General features: G+C 59.1%; 22 protein-coding genes. 15 read left to right on the top strand and 7 right to left on the bottom strand.

The features are described from left to right. Positions 1-301: 301 nt before the first annotated feature. Together serS and AC01YT_RS08730 are read left to right on the top strand one after the other, a co-directional pair. Positions 302-1,579 carry a serine--tRNA ligase gene (gene serS, locus AC01YT_RS08735; protein ID WP_476674610.1) on the top strand — a complete coding sequence of 426 codons (1,278 nt, stop codon included), beginning with the start codon at positions 302-304 and terminating at the stop codon, positions 1,577-1,579. A 3-nt stretch (positions 1,580-1,582) separates the two neighbouring features. Further along, positions 1,583-2,080, top strand: coding sequence for a DUF456 domain-containing protein (locus AC01YT_RS08730; RefSeq protein ID WP_476674608.1), 498 nt, complete (start codon positions 1,583-1,585; stop codon positions 2,078-2,080). A gap of 35 nt (positions 2,081-2,115) precedes the next feature. On the opposite strand, the gene AC01YT_RS08725 is transcribed toward AC01YT_RS08730, so the two are convergent. Next, entirely contained in the window at positions 2,116-2,610 is a 495-nt protein-coding gene (locus AC01YT_RS08725) for a ferritin (RefSeq protein WP_476674606.1), read from the bottom strand. 232 nt (positions 2,611-2,842) lie between these two features. Between AC01YT_RS08725 and AC01YT_RS08720 the strand changes: the two genes are divergently transcribed. Further along, positions 2,843-3,499: a CAP domain-containing protein gene (locus tag AC01YT_RS08720; RefSeq protein ID WP_476674604.1), complete on the top strand. Its 657-nt coding sequence runs from the start codon at positions 2,843-2,845 to the stop codon at positions 3,497-3,499. Between the two features lie 79 nt (positions 3,500-3,578). Here AC01YT_RS08720 and AC01YT_RS08715 read toward each other — a convergent pair whose 3' ends face one another. Genes AC01YT_RS08715 through AC01YT_RS08705 form a run of 3 tightly spaced genes read right to left on the bottom strand, consistent with a single transcriptional unit; the run spans position 3,579 to position 6,743 of the window. Next, on the bottom strand, positions 3,579-5,009 hold the full coding sequence (locus AC01YT_RS08715) for a PTS fructose transporter subunit IIC (protein WP_476674602.1): 1,431 nt from the start codon (positions 5,007-5,009) through the stop codon (positions 3,579-3,581). Between the two features lie 34 nt (positions 5,010-5,043). Further along, positions 5,044-6,006, bottom strand: a complete 963-nt coding sequence (pfkB, locus tag AC01YT_RS08710; RefSeq protein ID WP_476674600.1) for a 1-phosphofructokinase — start codon at positions 6,004-6,006, stop codon at positions 5,044-5,046. Continuing rightward, the gene (locus AC01YT_RS08705) at positions 6,003-6,743 is read right to left on the bottom strand and encodes an HPr family phosphocarrier protein (protein ID WP_476674598.1); all 741 of its coding nucleotides are present in this window, start codon (positions 6,741-6,743) and stop codon (positions 6,003-6,005) included. Before AC01YT_RS08705 ends, pfkB begins: the two co-directional genes overlap by 4 nt. 232 nt (positions 6,744-6,975) lie before the next feature. On the opposite strand from AC01YT_RS08705, the gene AC01YT_RS08700 reads away from it, so the two are divergent. From AC01YT_RS08700 to AC01YT_RS08690, 3 genes are all read left to right on the top strand, one after another. Next, on the top strand, positions 6,976-7,971 hold the full coding sequence (locus AC01YT_RS08700; protein WP_476674596.1) for a LacI family DNA-binding transcriptional regulator: 996 nt from the start codon (positions 6,976-6,978) through the stop codon (positions 7,969-7,971). Positions 7,972-8,024: 53 nt separating this feature from the next. Then, positions 8,025-8,675, top strand: coding sequence for a hypothetical protein (locus AC01YT_RS08695; protein WP_476674594.1), 651 nt, complete (start codon positions 8,025-8,027; stop codon positions 8,673-8,675). A 156-nt stretch (positions 8,676-8,831) separates the two neighbouring features. Then, positions 8,832-12,155, top strand: a complete 3,324-nt coding sequence (locus AC01YT_RS08690; protein ID WP_476674592.1) for a C25 family cysteine peptidase — start codon at positions 8,832-8,834, stop codon at positions 12,153-12,155. Here AC01YT_RS08690 and AC01YT_RS08685 read toward each other — a convergent pair. The 3 genes from AC01YT_RS08685 to AC01YT_RS08675 are packed head-to-tail and all read right to left on the bottom strand — an operon-like array spanning position 12,152 to position 14,581. Next, a complete protein-coding gene (locus tag AC01YT_RS08685) occupies positions 12,152-12,979 on the bottom strand; it encodes an NAD+ synthase (protein ID WP_476674590.1) in 828 nt (275 codons plus the stop codon). The two genes, AC01YT_RS08690 and AC01YT_RS08685, sit on opposite strands and share 4 nt — an antisense overlap. 13 nt (positions 12,980-12,992) lie before the next feature. Then, positions 12,993-13,862 carry a nitrilase-related carbon-nitrogen hydrolase gene (locus AC01YT_RS08680; protein ID WP_476674588.1) on the bottom strand — a complete coding sequence of 290 codons (870 nt, stop codon included), beginning with the start codon at positions 13,860-13,862 and terminating at the stop codon, positions 12,993-12,995. Continuing rightward, on the bottom strand, positions 13,859-14,581 hold the full coding sequence (locus tag AC01YT_RS08675) for a prolipoprotein diacylglyceryl transferase family protein (protein ID WP_476674586.1): 723 nt from the start codon (positions 14,579-14,581) through the stop codon (positions 13,859-13,861). The genes AC01YT_RS08680 and AC01YT_RS08675 overlap by 4 nt, the downstream gene beginning before the upstream one ends. Before the next feature lie 124 nt (positions 14,582-14,705). Here AC01YT_RS08675 and AC01YT_RS08670 point away from each other — a divergent pair, with 124 nt between their 5' ends. The 9 genes from AC01YT_RS08670 to AC01YT_RS08630 all read left to right on the top strand — a co-directional run bounded on the left by AC01YT_RS08670 (position 14,706) and on the right by AC01YT_RS08630 (position 24,819). Beyond that, positions 14,706-16,139 carry a PQQ-dependent sugar dehydrogenase gene (locus tag AC01YT_RS08670; RefSeq protein ID WP_476674584.1) on the top strand — a complete coding sequence of 478 codons (1,434 nt, stop codon included), beginning with the start codon at positions 14,706-14,708 and terminating at the stop codon, positions 16,137-16,139. An 11-nt stretch (positions 16,140-16,150) separates the two neighbouring features. Beyond that, positions 16,151-16,861 carry a DinB family protein gene (locus tag AC01YT_RS08665; RefSeq protein WP_476674582.1) on the top strand — a complete coding sequence of 237 codons (711 nt, stop codon included), beginning with the start codon at positions 16,151-16,153 and terminating at the stop codon, positions 16,859-16,861. A 133-nt stretch (positions 16,862-16,994) separates the two neighbouring features. Beyond that, positions 16,995-17,240, top strand: a complete 246-nt coding sequence (locus AC01YT_RS08660; RefSeq protein WP_476674580.1) for a hypothetical protein — start codon at positions 16,995-16,997, stop codon at positions 17,238-17,240. A 33-nt stretch (positions 17,241-17,273) separates the two neighbouring features. Continuing rightward, positions 17,274-17,603, top strand: a complete 330-nt coding sequence (locus tag AC01YT_RS08655; protein ID WP_476674578.1) for a DUF4352 domain-containing protein — start codon at positions 17,274-17,276, stop codon at positions 17,601-17,603. Between the two features lie 432 nt (positions 17,604-18,035). Further along, positions 18,036-22,703, top strand: a complete 4,668-nt coding sequence (locus AC01YT_RS08650; protein WP_476674576.1) for a glutamate synthase-related protein — start codon at positions 18,036-18,038, stop codon at positions 22,701-22,703. Between the two features lie 161 nt (positions 22,704-22,864). After that, complete coding sequence (locus tag AC01YT_RS08645) at positions 22,865-23,317, top strand: Hsp20/alpha crystallin family protein (protein ID WP_476674574.1); 453 nt, start codon at positions 22,865-22,867, stop codon at positions 23,315-23,317. Positions 23,318-23,355: 38 nt separating this feature from the next. Further along, a complete protein-coding gene (locus AC01YT_RS08640) occupies positions 23,356-23,757 on the top strand; it encodes an Hsp20/alpha crystallin family protein (RefSeq protein WP_476674572.1) in 402 nt (133 codons plus the stop codon). Between the two features lie 30 nt (positions 23,758-23,787). Next, positions 23,788-24,297, top strand: coding sequence for an Hsp20/alpha crystallin family protein (locus AC01YT_RS08635; protein ID WP_476674570.1), 510 nt, complete (start codon positions 23,788-23,790; stop codon positions 24,295-24,297). A 75-nt stretch (positions 24,298-24,372) separates the two neighbouring features. Further along, positions 24,373-24,819, top strand: coding sequence for a DUF1931 family protein (locus tag AC01YT_RS08630; protein WP_476674568.1), 447 nt, complete (start codon positions 24,373-24,375; stop codon positions 24,817-24,819). The last annotated feature ends 135 nt before the right edge of the window (positions 24,820-24,954 follow it).

Below are 24,954 nucleotides of genomic sequence, written 5' to 3'. Positions count from 1 at the left end.
AGTAAAGACTCACCCGGGACTGCGCGCCGGGCGGTTACCCAGAGAGCCGGCGGATGGTGCGAGCCGACGAACTTAACGGCGCTTTCCACTTCCACCCCGGGGGCCTGCCTTGCGCAGGCCGGTCGCCTCTGCAGGAGCCCGTTTTCAGCGTGGCTGTAAGGAGGACGGTGCGGGGCCGTTATCCCCCAAATGAGGTCGGTGGCTCTGAGCTGCCGGCGAAGGCAGGTGGCACCACGAGATGCTCCCCCTCGTCCTGCGCAGGCGAGGGGCTTTTCATTCTAACCTTGGGAGGGTTATTCCAATGCTGGACTTGAACCTCATTCGCGAGCAACCTGATATCGTGCGCCAGGCTTTGCGGGCGCGCCAGATGGATCCCAGTCCGGTTGATGAGGTGCTGGCGCTGGATGCCCGCCGCCGCGCCCTGCTTACCGAAGTTGAAGCACTCAAAGCCAAGCGCAACGCCGTCTCGCGTGAGATCGGGCGGATGAAAGACCCGGCCGAACGTCAAGTCAAAATTGAAGCCATGCGCCAGGTGGGCGAGCGCATCACCGCACTGGATGAGGCCGTGCGCCAGGTCGAAACCGACCTGCGTAATCTGGTCGCTACTCTGCCCAACCTGCCCGCCCCCGAGGTACCTTACGGCACGGGCGAGCAGGATAACGTGGTGATCAAAACAGTAGGCGAACAACCGCGTTTCGATTTTACCCCCCTGCCACATTGGGAACTTGGCCCGCGCCTGGGCATCTTGGATTTTGAGCGCGGGGTCAAATTGAGCGGCTCGCGGTTCTACATCCTCAGCGGCGCCGGCGCCCGCCTCCAGCGTGCCCTGATCGCCTGGATGCTCGATTTGCACATCCGCCAGGGCTACCGCGAGCAATACCCTCCATTTATGGTCAAAGGGGAGGTGCTGTTTGCCTCGGGGCAGTTACCCAAGTTTGCCGATAATCTTTATCGCGACATTGAAGAAGACCTATGGATGGTACCCACCGCCGAAGTACCACTGACCGGGATGCACATGGACGAAATCCTGGACGAAGCCGTTCTACCCCTGCGCTACACCGCCTATACCCCGTGCTTCCGCCGCGAAAAGATGAGCGCCGGGCGCGACGTGCGCGGGATCAAGCGTGGCCATCAGTTCGATAAGGTGGAGATGTATATCTACTGCAAACCCGAGGATTCCATGCGCGAATTAGAGAAGATGCGCGCCGATGCCGAGCAGACCTGTGCTGAACTGGGTCTGCCCTACCGCGTCGTGCAATTGTGCACTGGCGATCTTGGCTTCGGGGCCGCGATCACCTATGATATCGAGGTGTGGGCGGCAGGTTGTGGTGAATGGCTGGAGGTCTCATCGGTCTCCAATGTGACCGATTTTCAGGCGCGGCGGGCAAACATCAAATACCGCCCGGTAGACGGAGGTAAAGCGCGCCTGGTGCACACTCTCAACGGCTCCGGTTTAGGGCTGCCGCGCACGCTGATCGCGGTGCTGGAAAACTATCAGCAACCGGATGGGTCGGTGGTCGTGCCTCCGGTATTGCGCCCCTGGATGGGCGGCATCGAGATCATCCGCCCTGAGGCGTGAACGATGGACGTCCTGCGCGAGGTGGCCTTTCCGCTCATCTTGCTGGCCTTCATGCTGGTGGGGCTGCTGGGGGTGATCCTCCCCATCCTACCCGGTCTGGTGATGATCTGGGCGGCAGTGTTGGTTTATGGCCTGGTCATGGGCTTTGAGGGGGGCGGCATTGCCCTGTTCGCGCTGATCACAGTGTTGATGCTGATCGGAAGCGTGGTGGATAACGTGCTGATGGGCGGGAGTGCGCGGCGCAGTGGGGCATCGTGGGTTGCGGTGGGAACTGCCTTGCTGGGAGCGCTGGTGGGCAGTCTGCTCTGGCCGCCGTTGGGTGGCTTACTACTGGCGTTGGTCGGTATCTTTGTCGTGGAGTACCTGCGCCTGCGCGATTGGCGCAAAGCCCTCGATTCCACCCGCGGCTTGGCGGTTGGCTGTGGCTGGGCGGTGGTGGTGCGCGCCTTGATCGCCCTGCTGATGATCGGGCTATGGCTGGTGTGGTGGCTGGCCTTGTAGCGAAGGGCGGGTGCCCGAGGGCACCCGCCGCCGCATTATTCTTCCTCTTCCAATTCGGGCAGGTAGAGTTCGAGCAAAGTGATGTTCTGTTCGCCGAGGCGGGTGGCGATGCGCAGCAGGGTGTCCATAGTATTAACCTCTTCCAATTGCTCTTCAACGAACCAATCTAGGAAGTGGCGCGTCTGATAATCCTTCTCGGCCACCGCCAAGTCCACCAGGTGGTTGATTTGGCGCGTCACTTCCTCCTCCCATTGGAGAGCGAGGCGGAAGGTCTCGGCCACGTTCTCAAAGGTGCTCTGGGGGGCACCTACCGCCGGGATTTCCACCGTGCCACCGGCCTCGACCACATACTTGATGAAGCGCAGAGCGTGATCACGCTCTTCCGCGGCCTGCTTATAGAAGAACTGCGCCAGTTTGGGAAAAGCGTGACTATCGCAGTAGGCGGCGATATTGGTATATTGGAGCGAAGCGCCAAACTCGCGCCCGATCTGGGCATTGATGGCGTCGTTTAAGGCTTTGCTCAGCGTCATAGGTCATACCTCCTTGGCATAAATTAGAGCGTCATGCTCTGGTTAGATTATAACATGCTAAGGAAGCGCAGGGGAAGGCGGGAATTGAGATAAGCCATGGGTAATAGCCTCAACGGATATGGAAGTCATGGTTTTTGTAAAGGCTGTACCCTACTTCAATCCACTTTCTTTACACTACTATGTTGGCAATGTCCCCAAAATGGAGTCACTTCGGGTAAAATTGGCCCCAAGCATGCTGCCTTCACATCCGCCTTACATCGTTCCTAAACATCGTAAACGCCATCTACTGAGATGGCTGGCATTTTTGATCCTCGCGCTGGGGTGGGGCTTGCATGCACTGGCCGTCCCCAGCCGGGCCCAAACCCCTACCTACACCCTCTACCTGCCGCTGGTCGCGCGCGAGGCCAAGGCCTGTGAATCACTCTCTCCTGAGGAACAGGCCATCCTGAATCGCCTGCTCAATGATCCCGAGCAACGCCACAAAAGCCTGACCTGCAACAACATTTTGCAACGCGTAGCCCGCGAGCGTGCCCTGGATATGGGCCTGCGGAATTATTTCAGCCACGTGACCCCTGAAGGCTATGGCCCGAACTACCTAGTACGCCAAGCCGGGTATCCTCTGCCGTCCTGGTACAGCCAGAGCGTGGATGCAAATAATATCGAATCCATTGCCTACTATGCTGCCTCCCCCACCCCCGATTGGCACGATGTGGTGGAAAAGGTATGGAACTCGTGGATGCAATCCGATAGCCATCGTAGCCATCTACTAGGGTTGACCGATTTCTACGCCGCACAGACCGAGTTCGGCATCGGCTATGCCAACGTACCCGAAGAGGGGTGGGAGTATCGTTCTTATTGGGTAGTGATCATCACCCAGCGCGGGCCGTGAAGGGGGATAAAAACTGCCGGCTGCGCTCGAGCAAGCAACAGCCGGCAGATGCCCAGGTTAGGACGAGTTTCGGGGGGTGTTATTCGCTCAACGGTTTCTTAAGCAGGTAGAGCATGGCCGTGGTCACCACGGTGCCAACCAGGATCGCCACCACGTAGAGCCCCAGATTTTCTACCGCATTGGGGATGGGGAGCACGAAGATACCACCGTGAGGCACGCGCAGACCGCACCCAAAGATCATCGAAAGCGCCGCGGCAACGGCGGAACCGACCATAATCGAGGGAATAACACGCAGGGGATCACGGGCAGCGAAGGGAATAGCGCCTTCCGTAATGAATGAGATGCCCAACACCGCCGCAGCTTTACCCGCCTCACGCTCATCAGATGTAAAGCGGTTTTTGAACAGCCAAGTAGCCAGCGCCAGCCCCAGCGGCGGGGTCATCCCGGCGGCCATCACCGCAGCCATGGGCTGATAAACCTGCGCCGAGATCAAGCCCACCGAGAAGGTATAAGCGGCTTTGTTCACCGGCCCGCCCATATCAAAGGCCATCATTGCCCCTAAGATCAACCCCAGCACGGCCTTGCTGCCGCTTTGCAGGCTGTTGAGCCAACCCGTCAGGCCATCCAGCGCGGCTTTAACCGGCGTGCCAACCACGTAGAACATGAGGATACCCACGACTAACGAACCAAGCAAGGGTAGGATTAGTACTGGCTTTAGCCCTTGCAGGTTGCGCGGCAGTTTGAGTGCCTGATTCAGCCACTGGGTGAAGTAACCGGCGATAAATCCGGCCACGATGCCGCCCAGAAAGCCCGAGCCGGTCAGGCCCGCGACCACGCCACCGATCATGCCGGGGGCCAGGCCGGGGCGGTCGGCAATCGAAAACGCAATAAAACCGGCCAGGATGGGTACCATCAGCCCAAAGCCGCCCTGCGCACCAACGGCAAAGAGATTCGCCCAAAAGGTGGTCCAGGGCGTAGGGGTGATGGGATTACCTTGGAGGTCTTTGGCTGCATCAAAGGCGTAGATACCGCGAGCGGCAAAGGCAATTGCAATCAGCAAACCACCTGCCACCACAAAAGGAATCATATAGGAAACACCGGTCATCAAGTGCTTATAGACGCCGGTGCGTTCGGCAGCGCGCTTGGCTTTAGCGGCTTCAACCTCGGCCACGTAGGCTTCGGCTTTGTCTGGCGCGGCCAGAACAACCGCCTCGCGTAAGGCACGCTCGACCAGCGATTTACCATCGTTAATCGCAGCGCTGGTCGAAGTCTGATAGACACGTTTACCGGCAAAGCGCGCCAGATCCACTTTGGTATCGGCGGCAATGATGACCACGTCGGCCTGGCGAATGTCCTCAGCGCTGAGCGGGTTCTCGGCACCCACCGAGCCCTGCGTCTCCACTTTGATCGTATGCCCAAGCGCCAGGGCTCCTTGTTCAATTGCCTCGGCAGCCATAAAGGTATGCGCGATGCCGGTCGGACAAGATGTCACTGCTACAATCTTTGCCATCCTCCTGTAACTCCTTTCTAGAAATGGGGTGGGATTAGATAGGGGGTGAGATCTGGGTTCCGTTGAGGACCCGGATAGACACACGATCGGCCAGGGAGTCCAATACCACGCGCTCGGGCAGATTTGGACCAAATGTAGAAAGCGTACCTAGAGCAAAAGCGGTCGCCAGGCGAGCACACGCTACTAGCGGCAACCCCTGACGTTGGGCGGCCAGAATGCCTGCCACCATGGCATCACCGGCACCAACCGTGCTCAGTACGGCTACCGACGGTACCTGAACCTGGAGGGATTGCTCTGCCGTGATAAAAAGCGCACCTTCTTTACCCATGGAAACCGCAACCAGTTCAACTCCATAATCGAGCAGGGTCCGCCCGGCTGCCTCAATGGCAGCGAGGGTGAGTAGGGAATGACCGTGCAGATGCTGTAATTCGTCCAGGTTGGGCTTGAGGATGTGCGGCCCGGCCAGCACCCCCTGACGCAGTGCTTCCTGGCTGGTATCCAGGATCACGCGCTTGCCACGCGCCTTGAGCAATCGGATGATCTCGGCATAAGTTTCGGCGGGCAAGCCCGGCGGCAGATTGCCGGAGAGCACAAACCACTCACAACTTAGCGCCAGGTCTTCCAGGGTGCCCAGCAACTGCTGGTAAGCCAGTGAGCTTGGTGCCAGTCCGGGCATGTTGATTTCGGTGGTTTGGCGCAAGGCTTCGTCCACAATTTTGATATTGGTGCGGGTTGCACCGGGGAGATAAATGAAGCGATTTAGAATGCCTTTGCGTGAAAACCATTGTTCAAAGAGCGTCGCGTTATCCTGTCCCAAAAAACCCGTTGCGGCCACCCGCAAACCGTAATCCGCCAAATAGGAAGCGACGTTAACCCCCTTGCCCCCGGGATCCTGACGCATATGTTGCATGCGGTTAACGGTGTTGAGCGCAAAATGCTCAACATAGATGGTTTGATCAATAGCCGGATTGAGGGTAACGGTGACGACGTCTATCATCCCTGCACCTCATCCTCCAAGCCGGCTTGGATAGCTTCCCATAGGGTCTTCAGGGCAATAGGTGCATCGGCACCTTCGGCAGAGAGATAAAGGGTGGTACCGCAATCGGCACCCAGCTGTAACAACGAGAGCAGACTCTTACCATCGGCTACCCGCTCCCCCAGGCGCACTCGGATGGTAGCCTGGAATTGCTTTGCCAGACGCACAAAGACGGTGGCCGGGCGGGCATGCAAACCATGCTTGTTGCGCAGAATCACAGCCACCTCACCCTCAGAAGGGGAGCGGGGCGTGACAGGAGCTTCGACCGGGGGTTCGCCGGTCAGCGCCAGGATGATCTTGGCAACATCGGACGTGTGCGCCAGCTGCTGCACCTGCTGACCATCTTGGAGCAGCCGCGTCAGCCGTCGCAACACCCCCAGATGCTCATCGGAGCGAGCAGCAATCCCGATGATGAGATGGGCCATGGCATCGGGATGCCAGGGTACGCCTGTGGGTACCTGTAGCACGGCGATACCGGTCTTGAGGATGAGATCGCGATCCTCCGGCAAGCCATGAGGAATAGCAACACCGTGACCAAGATAGGTGTCGGCCACTTCTTCACGCTTGAGCATGCTTTCGGTATAAGCCGGTTGGACATGGCCAGTATCCGCCAATAATTGCGCTACCGCCCGGATGGCAGCTTCTTTATCTGCCGGCTGGGCGCCCAGCATCACTTGGGCTGGGGAAAGGGTGAGCATGTCAACCTCCTGGGGGAAAGGCGGGCAAAATATGTAATCGTTTACAATCCATATTATAGAGATTTGACGCAATTTGTCAATACCCTCCCCAAAATTGCCCGAAATACGGCATTTTACGCCTCAAGTCACCCCAATGGAGGCGATTTAATTAGTAAACGATTACAGCATACGACCGCATCTCAGCCGCTTGTGCTATAATGAACATAATCCTGCAACCAAAAACGGAATGGTTATGCCGAGCATCAAGGATGTGGCACGCGCCGCCGGTGTGTCAACAGCGACTGTCTCGCGGGTTCTGGCCGACAAGCCTTACGTCAGCCCCGAGGTGCGTCGGCGCGTGTTGGAAGCGGTCGAACGCCTGGGTTACCGCCCGAACTTGGTGGCGCGTGGGCTGCGTGCCCAACAGACCAATACCATCGGCCTGCTCGTCTCCGACATTCGCAACCCCTATTTCACCGACGTCAGCCGTGCGGTGGAAGACCTGGCCTATGAGAATGGATTCACCCTTTTCCTGGGCAACACGGATGAGAATCCCAAAAAGGAAGCCCTCTATCTGCAATCCATGCGCGATCACAACGTCGCTGGCCTGATTTTTTCGCCCACCCGTCACGCCTCAGAGCACTTTACCGAACTCAACCTTACCATCCCCACCGTGGTGATTGACCGCGCCGTCCGTGAGGGCGATGTGGATATGGTGCTGATTGATAACGTCGAAGCCGCCTATCGTCTGACCCAGCACTTGTTGGAGCAGGGCTATACACGCGTGGTGGGTCTGTTCGGGGAAATGAGCGTAACCGGGCGGGAGCGCCAGCGCGGGTTTGAGAGGGCACTACGTGAGCATGGCTCAGCGCCGCTCCAGATGCGCTTTCTCCCCCCTTATATTCAGGCCGGCTATGAAGCCACTCGTGCCCTGCTACAAGCCCAACCCCCACCCGATGCCATCCTGGCCACCAACAGTCTGTTACTGGCCGGCGCGCTCAAAGCCATTCGAGAGGCTGGCTTCCCGATCCCGGAGGCTATTGGCTTGGCTGGCTTTGACGAAACCACCTGGACACCGCTGGTTGACCCCCCATTGACCGTCATTGCCCAACCGACCTACGAGATCGGGCGTATGGCCATGCGTATGCTTCTGGAACGTTTGGAAAACCCCGACCTACCCTACCGCCAGGTGATCCTCAAAGGGCAATTGTTGGTGCGGCGCTCTACCCAGCGCCGCCTTGGGGTATAATGAGGGCAGGTTAAGGTCAAGGTTATGTCTTTGAGGTCAACGATTATCACCAATTGGTAGATCTACTGCGCAAGCATCCGGAATGGCGCGAAGAACTGCGCCGTCTGTTGCTCAGTGAGGATTTTCTCGCCCTCCCTCAGGAGGTTCGAGAACTTTCGCGGGTGGTGCGAGAATTGACCGAGGCCCAAAAGCGCACCGAGGAACGTCTGACTCGCGTGGAGATAGCCCAGGCGCGCACTGACGAGCGTCTGACGCGCTTGGAGCAACGGGTAGACCGTTTGACTTACGAAATGGATGGGTTGAAGGCTGCTTTTGGCGCCACGCTCGAGGAAGAGGCGGCCAGTGTGGTGGAGTTCGTCCTGCGTCACAAGGGTTACCGCCTGCTCGGGGACGCAGTCAACCTGCGTCTCAATGGCGAGGTGGATGTTGCGCTGCGGGTTGAGGATGCGCAGGGGCAACAGTATTCGGTCCTGGTCGAATCCAAGGCACGCCTAAGCCGCCGCGATATGCAAGCATGGGCGCAGCGGATGCGTTTCGCCGGGTGGCAGAAGCGCCTGAGCAAGGCTGGCTTTCCACCCCCTTACCTGGTGTATGGGTTTGCCATTCGCGCCGATGTGGGAGCACGCGAAGCAGTCGCCGAACACGGCATTGGATTGCTGCGGGGCGAGGGAGAAATGGTTGCCCCCACGGGCAGCATCGGCTGATGCGCGTTTGCATGAATTCCCCAAATTTCACCCCCAAAACTTCTTGCCACGTACCCGAACAGGTATAAACTGGTAAATAAGGGTTAGGGTTTGGTGCGTCTACGGCGAGGCGCTTCTATCCATACCTCCCCTTCATTTTTCTCCGTGAGTGCGCCTATGGCCGGTCGTGCCTATTATCCCCTCACCTGCTTTCTGACTCTGCTGGCCCTGCTCGCTTTCAGCGTTACCCACTCCGTCCCCCGCAGCGCGAACGCCGCCGATGCCTCCCCGCCCCGTTATGTAATCGTCGCGCCGAGCGAATTCATCGCGGCACTCCAACCCCTGAGTACCCTCAAGGCAGCCCAGGGCTTTGAAACCACCCTGCTAAATATTGAGGCGTGTGGAAACAGCACTGCCGGCATCAAGGCTTGCCTGCGTACCGTTTACGAAGCCAACACCTCAACCCCGCTCTATGTGTTATTAGTCGGGACAACCAATCGCCTGCCGGCCTGGCCTTCGCGGCTTAATCCCAACCGCCAAACCGATCTCTACTACACCACCATGGACGGCAGCCTGGACTACACGCCGAACTTTTTCTTGGGACGGCTGCCGGTCGGCTCAACCGAGGAACTGAGCCACGTGATCGCCGCCTGGCAGGCCTATGCCAGTTTAACCGGAGATGAGCCCTGGCTGCGCCGCGCCGCTTTCCTCGCCACAAACCACCCAGATGAACGCCTAAACGTCGAAGCCACCCTCAACGACCTGATCACCACCTATACCGCCCCCCGTGGCTACCTGGGCCGTTTCCCAGCATCCGATCAGATTGGCGGCGATCGCCTGTATGCCTACACTTACGCCGCCGATCGTGAGGCGGTGCGCGCGGCACTGCAGGAGGGACGTAGCCTGGTGGTTTACCTGGGCGAGGTAGCGTTGACCGCCCTACCCGGTGCGGGCACCCTCAGCGCCTGGAAAGCCCCTGCATTCGATCAAAATGACGTGCACGCCCTCAGCGCTAACCCGACCCCACTGGTGCTTTCCTTTGCTGGCCGCAGTGCCGATTTCACCCTCGGTGAGGCACTGGGCGAAACCTGGGTGCGCAACGCCGACCATGGCGCACTGGTCTTCATCGGCGCCGCTCAGGAAACTCAGTGGGCGTTAGACCGTGCCCTAGCGCGTGCCTTTTTCGCTGCGCTCTTTGCTGAACCCACCCCCAGTCTTGGCCAGGCCCTGCAAACCGCCCTAACCGCCCTCGCTGCCGACTACCCCGATGATGCCCGCCGCTACTGGGAAGCCTATACCCTGCTCGGTGATCCTGCATTACAGCCGCAACTTTTATCGCTTCGCGGTGATTTCAGCCTATCCCTCCAACCCGTTCCCTTGGCCCTGTGCGCCGGGAGTGCGACCACTGCCCAGGTGACCTTACAACCACTTCAGGGCTTCAGCGCACCGGTCAGCCTAAAGTTGAACGCACCCCCTGCCGGGGTTCAAGGTACCTTTCTACCCACCCGCCTTACCCCACCCGGCAGCAGCACGCTTACCCTGAGTGCGGATGCCGGTGTGGCAACCGGCTCGTACCTGCTTACCCTGCAAGCCACGTCAGAGACCCAGACGCATACGCTTATAATCCCCCTTCAGGTTTCAGCATCGCTACCGGCATCCCCAGCGCTCACAGCACCCGCAGTGGGCGCGAACGGCGTGCCTCTGCAACCCACCTTCACTTGGCAGGGCGACTCTACCACCGTGGCCTACACCTTGGAGATCGCCCGCGATAGCACATTTACCACGCCCGTGTTGGTCGTGAGTGCGCTTGCCCAGACCCATTTCATACCCCTTGAGCCCCTGCCGGCCAATACCCTGCTCTACTGGCGGGTACGCGCCCATAACCCCTGTGGTGAGCGCACTTCACCCACCGGCTTTTTCACCACGCGCCCACTTCCCGGCACCTGCCCCATCGGCGCGGCCACGCTCACGGCGTTTGTGACCAACGTTGCTGCATCAGAACCGACCTGGCAATTGGATAACTGGGTGATTACGAGCACATCGGCGCATTCAACACCCTACGCCTTTCATGTCGAACCGCCCTCCACACCGATCACGTACAGCCTGGTTTCGCCACCAATCACCCTACCCGCCGCGGCGGAAACCCTTCCCCAGACCCTCACCTTCTGGCTGCGCGCCGATTTGGAAGGCAACGGTACCACTTGTTATGATGGATTGGTTTTACAGATCTCAACCAATGACGGCGAGTCCTGGGACGACGTACCACTCACCGCCTATCTGGAAGGTGCGCCGACGGGAACACTGGTTGCGTCGCGGGGGAACCCTCTTGGCGGGAAAACGGGTTGGTGTGGTATGCACGATTGGCAACCGGTGCGCGTGGACTTGACCGATGACGCCGGCCACACCTTGCGCCTGCGTTGGGTAGCGGGTAGTGATGACCGCAACGAGAGCCCAGGCGCTTGGGTGGATGACGTGCAAATCACGACCTGCCAAAGCCCGCCCCGCTATGCCCTGACCTTGCTCCCGGCCACCAGTGAACAGGTAGCACATGGGGGTGAAACCGTGATCCACACCCTGACCCTGACCAACAGTGGTAATTCCGCTGCCACGGTTGACCTTTCTTTGACCTCCAGCAACTGGACAACGACTCTACAAACCCCAACGTCGCTTTCATTGGCGGCAGGGGGAAGTGCAGAGATCCAGGCCGCCGTGTCCTTACCCGCAGACGGAACGATCACCGAAGACGTTGCGGTGCTGACCGCAACCGTGCGCGAACAAGCCGACGTCGGTGCCACTGCCACCTTGCACAGTCAGCGGCATTATTATGCCTTTGCACTCACCACCCCCAACCTGAACTTGGATACCCCGCCGGGGATATCCTTTCCCATTCCTTTGACTCTCCATAACACTGGCACCTTACCGCTCACCCTGGATTTGCGCGCCACCTCAACTCAAGGCTGGGGGGTTACACCGCTTGCCCCCCTTGTGCTGAACTTGGGGGAAGCCCGTTCCCTGGCACTGTTCGTCAATGTTCCGGTAGGAGCAACCGCTGGCCTGGTGGAAACTCTCACCCTGGATGCCCAAGCACAAGGCGCCGCTATCCCTTCCCAGCACTTGGAGATCACGCTGACCGTCTTGCCCGAACCTCAACCGCAAATAACCTTCCTCACCCCGCCATCCTACCTACCTCGTGGTGGTCATGCCACGATTGGGATCGGGGTAACTAACCGGGGCAACTTCCTCGACACGTTGGCCGTGAATGCCTCCATTGCCGCCCCACTGAGCACCGCACTCACTGCAGAATGCAAAAACGTTACGCTCGACCCCGGTGCCGACACCACCTGCCCGCTCACCCTTAGCGCACCAGCCAGCGCAGAAAAGGGTTTTTATTCCCTTGAGATCTGTGTAACTTCCGCGTATGAGCCACAAGTGCGCCAGTGCCAATCCGCCGTTCTCCAAGTAACCGACTGGCTGACCTTCCTGCCGTTGGTGGGACGTTAAGTGCCCCAATCGCGCAGGTAAAGGAAATCATAGCCCACAGTACGATAGGATAGTTTAGCAATGATCGGAGGCATACGTTTGAATTGATTGCGGCGAATACGCTCCATGACCTGATGCACGAACTCCGGGGCAAACCCAGCGTCCACACACTCTTCGGGGCTATAGCGTTCATCTACCAGCAGGTAGAGCAGGCGATCCACCTCGGCGTAGGTAAAGCCCAGTTCGCCCTCGTCAGTCTGTCCCTTCCAGAGGTCTGCCGAAGGGGGTTTGTTCAGGATAGATTCGGGTATACCCATTGCCCGCGCCAGTTGGCGCACCTGAGTCTTATAGAGATCACCCAGTGGATTGATAGCGCAGGCCGAGTCGCCGTAAAGAGTGGTGTAGCCGAGCAGGATTTCGGTTTTGTTACCGGTGCCGATCACCAACCCCCCAAACGATGCCGATTGATCATAAAGCACGATCATGCGTGCGCGCGCCATGATGTTGCCGCGCCGCACCGCATCCATATCGGTGAAGCGTTCAAAGAGTGGCTCCACCATCTCAGTGATAGGGATGGTGATAGCCTGAACGCCTAAGGCATCAATGACTTTTTGAGCGTCTTCCAGCGAATCAGGGGATGACGTGCGGTAGGGCATGCGCACGGCCAAGACGTTCTGCGGCCCTAACGCCTCGGCAGCCAGGTAGCATGAGAGCGCTGAATCAATACCACCCGAAAGTCCCACTACAGCGCGCTCAAAGCCCATCCGGGTGATCTCGCTGCGGATGAAACCGATCAGAATTTTACGCACCAGGTCGGTGTTGATGGTTAGATCAATTGTGGTCATTGGGCTTCCTCCCTCAGCGCCCGCTGTTGCCCTGGCGCTGCCCCAAAATGCGGGTCAGTTCACGCTGCACCAGGGCAGTGCGCTCATCCCGCAGCAGGGGCAAGCGGTAACGGGTGCGGTGCAGTTGGTTGAGATCAATCTCGGTGAGCAACAGAGCTTCCTCATGATAAGGGGCGTGGGCGATCACGTTTCCCTCGGGGTCGTAAACCGCCGATCCACCCCAGAAGTTCAAGCCATCTTCATAGCCAACGCGGTTAGTGTGAGCGATAAACGCGGTAAATAGACTGGCATAGCCGCGGTTAATGTGATCCACCCAACGCGCCGAACCCAAGCGCTCATCGCGGCTCAGACCGCGCCCGGGCGAGGCCGAGGCGAACAGGAATAGATCAGCTCCATCCAACCAGAGCAAGTAGGGCGGTGAAGCGTGCCAGAAATCTTCACAGATTAGCATCCCCACGCGGCCAAAGCGGGTATCAAAGGCTTGCACGGCATCACCCCAGGCAAAGAAACGACCTTCGTCGAACAGCCCATATGTGGGCAGATAGACCTTGCGATGCACGTGCACCACCGCGCCTTGGGAGAGATAGGCCGCGGCAATGAAAAAGCGGCTGCGGCGATCTTCTTCAACAAAGCCGACCATGATATCCAGATGTTGGCTGGCAGCCAACAAGGGGGCAAAGAGAGGATCATCGGCGACCGGGCGGTGAGCAACCTGGGGCACCAAGTCTTGCAGCACGTAGCCGGTCAGTGAGAGTTCCGGGAAGAGGATCAGATCAGCCCCTTGTTGGTGCGCCTCGTGGATCAACGTCAGATGTTTCTCCAAATTGGCCTGGGGCATACCCAGGCGGGTGTTGATTTGCGCCAGAGCCAGAGTTAACTTCATGACACCGTCTTCCTCCCAATTGGGAAAGTATTCCGCAGCAAGAGAATCAAGCAGCCTGCGCCTAAAAGGGCCCCGAGGGCGAGGTCGAGGCGAATGGCATTCCAGGTAGGGGGCTCATCGGCACGCGCGAGCGAGAAGAGGACGGTATGGAGTGCAAAGACCAAACCACCCCAGCCTACCCGGTGCGCGGCAGGGGCTTCATGCCAACGCCTCTCCATCGCCCAGAAGAGCCCAAGCAGACTCATTGCTGCCAGAGGCTGAAGGGGCCAACGCAGAGTGGTGCGCCCCCATTCATCCCGGATGGGCAACGCCCACCAGGCGCCGGCAGGGGCAGATGGGCCATAGGCGCACCCGGCGTCCCAACAGCCTAGCCAGGCGGCCGCGGTGACGGTGGGTAAGAGGGGGAGCAGTTCCGCACCTAGAACCAGCCAGGAGCGGCGCAATCCCCACGCCAGCCCGCCCAAGCCCAGCAAGCCCCCTAACAAAGCCCCAACCCCACTCAACCCGCCTTGCCAGACCTGGGGGATAACCAGGGGGTGAGTGCGGAAATAGGCGGGGTGAAGGATGACATACCCCAGGCGGGCACCGATCAACGCAGCCACCAACACCGCCAGCCCCAGGCCAAGGCGGGCAAATCGCGTTGAGGGTGGACCGCTATGCGCCACTTGCCACAAGCCCAGTGTAACCCCTAAAGCCAGCCAGAGTGAGAACGGATTCATCGGGCCACCTGTTGTTTGAATTATACGGCAGAGAACAAGGAGTGATGGTTGTTATATGTAGGCAGAGTTACTTTTTGGTGCAAGTGGGGCACCCCAAAAGGATGGAGGTGCATTTGAGACATAAATGTTGCCCGTGGATGCACTTTCGGGACGAGCACAGGCAGGCGAAGTCTTAAGAACGGCTCAGCCGGGCGGTAACTCCCCTTCTTCGTTCTACATCCTACGCCTCCTCTCCGATTGCTCATGCTATAATCGCTCCAAAGGAGTAATGACCATGCGCACCCGGATGCTGATGCTCGTTCTGGTTGCCCTGCTGGCAGCCTGTGCCACGCCTGCGCCTTCGCCTACCCCCCCGCCTCTGCGCCCAACCTCGGCCCAACCCCAGCGCCCTACGGCTGCTTCGCCTACCCCACCCCCACTGCAACCCACGACCACCCTTACCCCCACCCTCACCGCTTCTCTATCCCCCACCTCTGCCGCCCCTGCCCCTGACCCGGCCCGCCTGAGCTGGCGACCCTATGTCAGCGGTCTGGAGCGGCCAGTGGACATGGCCGACCTGGGCGATGGTCGCATCCTGGTGCTGGAACAGGCCGGCATCATCCGTCAGGTGACCAACGGGCAGGTGGAAATTGCGCCGTTCATGGACCTGCGCGATCGTGTTGGCAGCCAGGGCTCCGAACAGGGTCTGCTCGGCATTGCCCTGGACCCTGAATTTGACCGCAACGGCCTTTTTTACCTTAACTACACCGACCGGCAAGGCAACACGGTTGTTGCGCGCTATACCCTTACCCCCAATGGCCGCTTTGGTGACCCCCAATCCGAGGCACGCCTCCTCTACGTTGAACAGCCCTACGCCAATCACAACGGCGGTGGGTTGGCCTTTGGCCCCGATGGTTACCTCTATATTGGCCTGGGCGACGGCGGCTCCGCAGGTGACCCACAAGGGCGGGCCCAGAATCCCGCCACCCTGTTGGGTAAAATGCTCCGGATTGACGTGCACAGCGCTCAGCCCTATGCTATCCCAGCCGATAACCCCTTTGCCAGCGGCGAGGGCGGGCGGCAGGAAATCTGGGCCTTGGGTCTGCGCAACCCCTGGCGCTATGCCTTTGACCCGGCCACGGGCGATCTTTACATCGCTGATGTGGGGCAAAACCGCTGGGAGGAGGTGGATTATCTCCCGGCCGGGGCGCCGCCCGGCGCCAACTTCGGCTGGAACTACCGCGAGGGCGCCCATCCCTTCAAAGGCGAGCCGCCCGCTGGTCTGACCCTGATTGACCCGGTCTGGGAATACGGGCACGATCAGGGCGGGTGTTCGATCATCGGCGGCTTTGTCTATCGTGGACAGGCCCTGCCGGAACTGCAAGGGGTCTATATCTTCGGGGATTACTGCAGCGGGCAGGTTTGGGGTCTCTGGCGTACTCCGGCCAGCAGCACCTGGGAGGCGCTGGAATTGATGCGCACCCCGGCCAACATCAGCGCCTTTGGGCAGGATCGTCAAGGTGAACTCTACCTGCTCGATCACCGCAGCGGGACACTATATCGCTTGGAACGGCCCTAAATGGAGCAACCATGATCTTGTATGTGGGTATAGAAAATGGGATGGAAGGACGTTCCCTGGCCTGGGCGCTGGAGCACCCGGGTTGTTTTGCTTACGGACGTGACGCCACCGAAGCCCTGATTGCCATCGTCCCGGCCTACGTTGCCTATGCCGCCTGGGTCAATCGCCACACTCAGCCCTCATGGCTGCCCGAGGGTGGGGACGTGGACGTGCGTTTGGTCGAAGTGTGGGAGGTCTATCACCTTAATGATCACTATGAGCGCACGACCAGCGGCGGCTATGAGATCAACGCCTGGTTTCAACACGACTGGAAGCCGCTCACCCGCCTGGAGGTGCGGCGGGGTACGCAGATGTTAGCCTGGAGCCGTGCCGACCTGCTTGCCCTGGTACAGGGGTTGGACGCAGCCACGCTCGACCGCACCTACCCGGGTGAACGCTGGAGCATTCGCGGCATTCTGGAACACATGGCTGGCGCCGAGCAGTGGTACCTGGACCGCCTGGGCTTGGCTGGAATACCACGCGCTGCGCTGCCTGCCGACGTATTCGAGCGCTTGGCGATGGTGCGCCAGCGCCTGGAGGCGGTATTGCCGCAACTAGAAGGGGAAGAGCGCGTCATCGGCAGGCAGGGGGAGTTGTGGAGCCCGCGCAAGCTTCTGCGCCGTGCCCTCTGGCACGAACGTGATCATTACGACCACATTCGCCGCCTGCTCGGCTCAATATAAACCCCGGTCAGGACCAAGATTACGGGAAAACCCGCATGACACGGCGGGTTTTCGACGTTAAAGTGGGGAGGCTTAAGCCTTTTTTCAATCCGGAGGATGCCATGCGTCCATCATCTTGTGGGGGAGTCTCATCATGTTTATGAGCAGTCTGCTGAGCGCCTGCGCGCTTTCCCCCCAACGCGTGCAAGTGGCGGTCTTTCAAATCCAAACCACTTGGGACACCCATACCCACACAGACGCCTACCCCACTTACACCCGTTACTCTACTGCCACGCGTTATCCCACCCATTACCCTACCTGCACCAAGGTCTTGCCCACATTCACACCTGCTCCCAGCCCAACTCCGCCATTTACTCCCCAAACCATCGGTCCGGTTTAGGATTCTCTGCACAACACGTCGTATTCGGTAGAAGTGTCCCTCACCAACGTCCGTCGGCTCGAACGCGGCCTCTACCGTGAGCCCAAAACCGGGAACACTTTCGTCATCGTGGATCTGGTGGTGAAGAACCTTGGCCTCGGCCCGATTAACAACTTCAGTCCGGGATTCATTAAGGTGCTGAATGCAAACGGTGTGCTCAAAGATGATGATAGCAGCGATGTTGAAGACTGCCGCGTGGACAATGTGGATCTGATGCCCAACGGTGTCCTCAGCACGCCTCGGCTGGTGTGTTCAGGGTTCTGGGCTTCTTGGCCTGGGGTGGCGGTTTCTGTAGGCCTGTTCTGCCGCTGCGCAGGCCTCTGAGTATTGGGACAACCCGGTGATGCCTTTCCTGCTTGTGATTGGGATTTCATTCACCTGATTGGGATTTCATCCACCGTCGGCTTGGTCAGCCTGCTCACCGCTAACTTAAATTCAACTGGCTCTGGATGCCAAAGCCGATTTGGAGTAGTTAGTGATCACGATCAGCGCCCTGGCGCCAAACCCCGGTCCTGCGGAGGCTGCCCCTGCGACAGACGACGCCGCGCTGCCTCTCTCACCGCAAGCGTAGCCCGCTCGCCCCGATCTTGTGCCGGGGCGTTTTATCCCAATGAGGGTCAAAAAATACCCCTTTCGGGTCATCGTTGGCCCGACCAAGAAGTATTATCATCGATTCCACCTTTTGAGTCGGTGAGCCGTCTACATGATTGTGGTTTCACAACAACACACCGATTCCTACCACAACAGGAGGAGACCATGGCCTTCAATCCCACGCCCAACCTCCATCTCACGCCTTGGGATACGATAGAACATGATGCGTGTGCTCTATATATGAGCGTGCGTAAGCATGGTCAGAGCACCTTTGGCACCCTCAAGCGTGCCTTAGGAGCATTGATCAGCATGGGGCACCGCACCGGTTTTGTCAACGGCGAGGGCGACGGTGCCGGCGTGCAAACTGATATTCCGCGCCGGCTGTGGGCACGCAAGTTTGCCCAGGCCGGTTTGCCCTCGTATCTAGCCACCCAACCCGGTTTCTGGGTCGGTCACCTCTTTGTGACCCCCGACTTCCCCGCTACCGAGTTGCGTGCCCTGGTGGCAGCGCACTTTGATCAGGCTGGGCTTAACCTACTTTACCTAGAGCCCGGGCGGGTGCGCCCGGAAGCCCTTGGCGCACAGGCACGCCAAAATCCCCCACAGTTCTGGCAAATTGCCGGGCACATGAGTGAAAGTGAGAGCCTCGAGAAACGCTTACTCGAAGTCCAGGCAGAATTAGAGCACGCGCACGGCTTCCATTTTGCCTCTCTCAGCCCTTATACGGTGGTGTATAAAGTGCGTGGCTCGGTGGAAGTGCTGACCCAATACTACCCTGACCTACGTGATCGCTACTTCGATACCTCTGCCGTGATGTGCCATGCGCGTTACTCAACCAACACCGTCTCTACCTCCGAGCGTGCCCAACCTTTTGCGCTCTTGGGGCACAATGGGGAGATCAATACCATCCAGCGCCTGCGTCAGGAAGCAGTTCAGCTGGGTGTTCCATTGGTGAACGGCGCTTCGGACTCTCAGGATGTGGATCGTCTGTTGCATGCGTTGTGCACCTGCTATCACCTTGATTTGGTCGAGGCAATGGAAATGGTTTTTCCACCCTCCCCGCACGAGATCAGCCCGTTGCCCATTGAATATCGGAAGACCTATCAGAACCTGCGGCAAGCGCTAGGGCCATATGCCCAGGGGCCAGCGGCCGTTGTCGCCCGCTGGGGAGCGTGGATTGTAGCCAGTGTAGATGCGCTCGGCTTACGCCCACTGTGGTGGGTGGAAACCGAAAAGGAATATATCTTCACCTCGGAACGGGGGACGATCCCTATGGAAACCTGGGTGAGTGAGCCGCGCGCCCTGGCGCCGGGGGAAAAGGTAGCGGTTTTATTGCGCCGAGGTGAGGATGCGCTGGTGCTGGACCACGCGCAGATACGTCGCCATGTGATCAACCGCGCGGCTCAGCGCCGCATCGCGGTAGCGATTGGCGGCGCGGGGGAACACTGGGAGCTCTGGCCCGAATCTCCGCCGTCTTTGGCGTCTTTGAATCGCACAGGCGATCACACCGAGGTGCTGGTGCGCCCGGCTGCATTTTCACTGGCTCTTTCACACCCGCATGCAGTGCCGTTTAAACCGGCCTGGCAAGAACAACCGGCCCCTCTGCCGACCACCGCTCCATCCCTACCGCTCAACTCGCGCCTGCTATCTGCTAACGGTTGGCTGCGCGATCACCTGAACGAGGTGGCCGCCCTGGCCAGCGAGCAGAAGGACGATTTGATCAGTTCGCTGGGGTATGATGGGCCGTTGGCAGTGCTGAGCCGGGCGCGGGTTAACCTGGCAGATTTCTTCAAAGAAGCGGTAGCCGTAGTTACCAATCCTTCGATTGACCACGCCCGCGAGGGGGAAGTGTTCTCAACCAGCGCCTTGGTTGGTGCCCGGCCACCGATTGGCAAAGCCGCGCCGGAAGAGGATGTGCTGATTGAGTTGGAACTTCCCATCCTCACTGGCGGATATCCGGGGTTGTATTCCGAGGACGTCGCCGAGCGGGTTGCGCATCGCTTTGGCACGCTCACTTTTGAGACCCTGGTGTCTGCTTTTGGCGCTCGTGCGACCTGGCTTCCGCTGGGGGTGCGGGCGGATGAAACGATTGCGGCGGCTTTGGAACGGCTCAGCCGAGTCGCGGTGGCCGCCGTGCAAGCCGGTCAGCAGTGTCTGATTCTGGACGACCTCGTCGCTCAAGCGGACAGATTGAACTGGTTGGATCCGCATTTGGCGGTCAGCGCGGCGGATCGCGCCCTGCGCAGTGCGCTACCCGGGCCGGAAGGAAATTTTCGCCGCCGGGCTGGAATTGTGGTGCGCAGCGCCGCCTTGCGCAACCTGCACGATTTGGCCCTCGCCTGCGGTTTAGGCGCTGATGCACTCGTGCCCTACGCTCTCTTTGCTGTCGCCTTGAAAAGCGAAGGCACCCCGGTAGAAGATGCAGTAGCCGAGCCGCTGTTAACGCGTGTTGTGGAGAATTTGAAAGAAGGATTAGAAAAAGTGACCTCAACCATGGGCTGCCATGAACTGCGCGGCTATGGGCGGGTCTTTGGGGCGATTGGCCTGGCACCCAGCCTGGCCGAGGTATTTGACGTGCCCAATTATCTGGGTAGTGAGGAAACCGGCATGACCTGGGAGCGCTTGGATGCCGAATCCCGCCAGCGCGGCGCCGAACTCCGCGGCGAGGTCGAAGAGCCCCGCATGCCTTTTCAGAGCCGTTTTTACCCCAAGTTCTGGAAGGTGGTATTCAATTTTGCCCGCGGTGAGGTGGAGTACGCCGAAATACGGCGTTTGTTTCAAAGTCTAGTGGCCGAAACGCCGGTTGCCTTGCGCCACCTGCTAGATTTCAAACTTGTTGCCCCACAGCCGCCGGAGGTGGTGGATCTTTCGATCCAGGATTATGACCTACCCCTGGTCATTGACGCCATGTCCTACGGCTCACAAGGTGAGAATTCGTTCAAATCCTACATCCACGCGGCAGCAGCGCTCAACATGCTGTGTATTAACGGCGAGGGAGGCGAGTTACCCGAAATTATGGGCCGCTACAAACATAACCGGGGTCAGCAAGTGGCCAGTGGACGCTTTGGGGTCAATGCTGAGTTTCTTAACTCAGCGGCGGTGTTAGAAATCAAGATCGGACAAGGGGCCAAGCCCGGTGAGGGCGGTATGCTCCCGGCATATAAAGTAACGCCGAAGGTCGCGCGCGCCCGGCGCACCCCGCCTTATGTCACCTTGCTCTCGCCATCCAATAATCACGATCTATATTCCATTGAAGACCTGGCCCAGTTAATCGAAGAGCTGAAACTGGTCAATCCCCAGGCCAAAATATCGGTCAAGGTACCGGTGGTGCCGGGGATCGGCATCATTGCGGTAGGAATTGCCAAAGCTGGGGCGGATATCATCAATATCTCAGGTTATGATGGCGGTACCGGTGCCGCGCGCAAACACGCGCTTCAGTATGCCGGTTTGCCGACGGAGATTGGGGTGTGGTTGGCACACCATGCCCTGGTGGAGGCAGGGATTCGACACAAGATCGAATTGTGGGCTAATGGGGGAATGAAGAGCGGCGCCGATGCCGTGAAAATGATTCTGCTGGGCGCTAACCGGGTGGGGTTTGCAACGCTGGCGATGGTCGCCCTGGGTTGCACCATTTGCCGTCAATGCAACCTGGGCACCTGTCATGTCGGTATTGCAACCCAAATCCAGAGCATCGAGGAAGCCCGTGAGAAAGGGTTGAAACATTTTGTCCCATTGGTTTTTGAACGAGATCATGAGCGCATCGTGCGCCTCTTCCGCGCTCTGGCCGAGGAAATGCGGCAGATCACGGCGCAACTCGGTGCCACCCGGTTGCAAGATTTGGTCGGGCGGGCCGACCTGATGGAACAAGTACGCGGTCAGGATGCCATTGACCTCTCCCCGTTGTTGCAGGCACTGCCAGTACAGCCGCGTCCTGCACCCGAGCCGGGGGTAGGGGTACTGCTCATCCGCCCGCGCAATAGCCTAAGCACAATCCTGACCGACCTGATCATGCGGGCCGTGGGCGAAGGCGAGCGTGAGGTCACCTACCAAGATTCGGTTTCAGCCATTGATCGGGCACTGGGGTCGCGTTTGGCAGGTGAACTGATGCGCCACCCCGACCTTTATCACCGTGTAGATGCCCTACACTTGCGTTTTGGGCCTTCGACGCTGGCCGGGAACGGCTTTGCGGCCTGGAATACCGAGAAAATCGATGTGCTTATTGAGGGAGGAGCCCAGGATGGCGTCGCCAAAGGAGCCAATGGTGGTCGTGTGGCGATTATGAAGGGATTAAATCATGAAGGAACCCGTCTGGATGGCAGTGTGGGTAAATCTTTCGCATACGGCGCCCAGGATGGCATCTTGATCGTCCAAGGAAATGCCGATGCCCGCGCCTGTGTTCGCCTTTCCGGGGCTCGGGTGGTCATTGGCGGCGAGATCACACGGCCGGTAGATGATAGCCAAGGCAGTTTGGGTACACATGCGAATATCAAAGGGTTTGCCTGTGAATATATGACGGCAGGTACTGTGATCATCTTAGGCGATCCGGGACCGTATGCTTTCTCCGGCATGACAGGGGGTGTGGTCTATCAAAAACTCACCCCTGAGTATGGGTTTGACGAACGGGCGCTTCTGCGCCGCCTGGCACGCGGGGCACGAGTGCGCATCCTGCCGATTGACGGTGATGACATCATAACCATTCGCGATTTGATGCAGCATTACATCCACGCCCTTGAACAAACCTATCAGTTTGAGACGGCGGAGCGCGTTCGGGCGCTAATGGCGGAAGAGGCACGGTTGAGGGGAAGTTTTGTGAAGATTGTACCCGAGGTATGATCCGGCTGCTGGTGCACGTTAAAAGCGGGTTGGGAAAGCCTTTGATCTTTCTCTTGCAAAATTCTAATATTTTTCATATGCGGGCAGGCTATTCATATAAATGCACCGCGTAAATAACGCCATGCGGTGCCATCAACCCACGAGAAAGGAGGGATGTGGCGATGATCGAGCCCTTCGTGCCCTGGCGTGAAATCCGACGCATGGAACGCGAGATGGAACGCATGGAGCGCGAGATGGATCGCCTGTTCGAAACGTTCTTCCCGCGCCGCCGCCGCTTCTTTGAGGTTGAATTCCCACCCATGAACGTGTGGACCAACACCGAGGGCGCGGTGGTGACAGTAGAACTGCCCGGGGTTAATCCGGAGCAAATCGAGGTCTCTGTGGTCGGCGATACGCTAACTCTGCGTGGCAAACGCGTCGCCGAGGATTTGCCCGAAGGTGCGCGTTACCAACGCCGCGAGCGCTTCCAAGGCGAGTTTGCCCGTTCGTTGCAATTGCCTTTCACCATTGACGCCGATCACGTCGAAGCCCAATACGAGAACGGCATCTTGACCATCACCTTACCGCGCGCCGAAGCCGATAAACCTAAACGCATCACCGTCCAGGCGGCCTGAGGTGTGCACTGATCCCATCCGGAAAGGAGGGCTGACCTATGGCTGAGGAAACCCGAGCCTTGCAAGTGCGCGAAGAAACCCGTCCGGCTCGCGTTGAGCGGCCACGTCGCGTCTTCGCCCCGGCGGTGGATATCCTTGAAACCCCGGAGGATATCCTGATCCTGGCCGATATGCCGGGGGTCAACCAGGATAACATTGAAGTAACCGTGGAGAAAAACATCCTCACCCTGCGCGGCACCGTCCAGAGCCATGCACCGCAAGGGTATGACTTGGACTATGCCGAGTATGAGGGTGGGGATTACGAACGCACCTTCACCCTGACCGAAGACATCGAGCGCGATAAGATCGAAGCCTCGATCAAAGATGGCGTTTTGCAGGTTCGCCTGCCAAAGGCTGGTCCGGCACGCATCCGCCGCATCCCGGTCAAGGCGGCATCATGAAAAACCCAAGCCGGGAAAGGAGGTGAGACTATGCCCATCACCGATCTGATTCCCTGGCGACCCAAGAACCGCGCGCTGGCCGTGCGCCGCGAGGCGGAACGCTCGCCCTTCGCTCTGATGCGCGATCTCGACCGTTGGATGGAGTCGTTCTTTGACCGCGCCTGGTCGCTCTCGCCGTGGGAGTGGTTTGAAGAGACCTGGGAGACTTTCACGCCGCGTGTAGATGTCAAAGAAACCGCCAAGAAGGTGGTTGTGACCGCCGAACTGCCCGGCCTGGATGAAAAGGATATTGACATCTCCGTGGTCGGGGATACGCTGATCCTCAGCGGCGAGAAGCGCCAGGAGGAAGAGGAGCAGGGTGAGGATTACTACCGCATGGAGCGCCGCTACGGTGCATTCCGCCGCGTCATCCCGCTACCCTGCGAGGTGGAAGTGGATAAAGCCGAAGCCACCTTCAAGAAGGGCGTGCTGACCATCACCCTGCCCAAGACGCCCGAGGCGCAGAGCGCGCGCAAGGCCATCCCGATCAAGACGGCCTAAACGGGTCTGCGTCAACGGTGGGGGCGGGGATCCCCGCCCCCATTTCTAACTCAAACACCGAGAAGAGGAGAGGCTATGATCATCGGTGCGACTCGGATGCAACATTTATTCCGCCGCATTGCCGGCATCACCGTGGATAAGAACGACCTCAAACGCATCTCGGATTTAATTAGCGATAAACTCCATGACCTACTGATCATGGCCGAGCGGACTGCGGCAGCCAACGGGCGCGACGTGATCACCGAGGCAGACCTGCCCCTCACAGCAGGCTTTCAACGTAGTTTACAAGCCTTCCGCAATCTGGAGGAAGAGATCGAATTGCGCCCGGTATTGGAACGCATGGCGACCTACCCGCCGTTGGACCGCACACTTGCGGCAGAGGTGGAGGCCATGTTGCCCGATTTGGCTGGCGCACTGCTGCTGATCATGGCCAACAGCCTCAAGATTCTCGATCCCGAGGTGGAGAACCCACTGCCCGAGCATTGGGATCGGTTGGAACTTCTGCTGGAATTGACTTTATGAGCATTCTCGCAACCCGCCCGGTTCAGTCATTACCGGCGGGTTGTGGTATCTCATCCCCATCCTCCAAGACTTTGATCCCGGTCCGATCGGGCAGTTTGGCTTCCCCTATGAGCCGCACAGAATCCGGCTTGGTAA

It is taken from the genome of Thermanaerothrix sp. (genome assembly GCF_056331585.1).
Note: the sequence above shows the minus strand (reverse complement) of the source record. Positions and strands in the feature narration are given on the sequence as shown.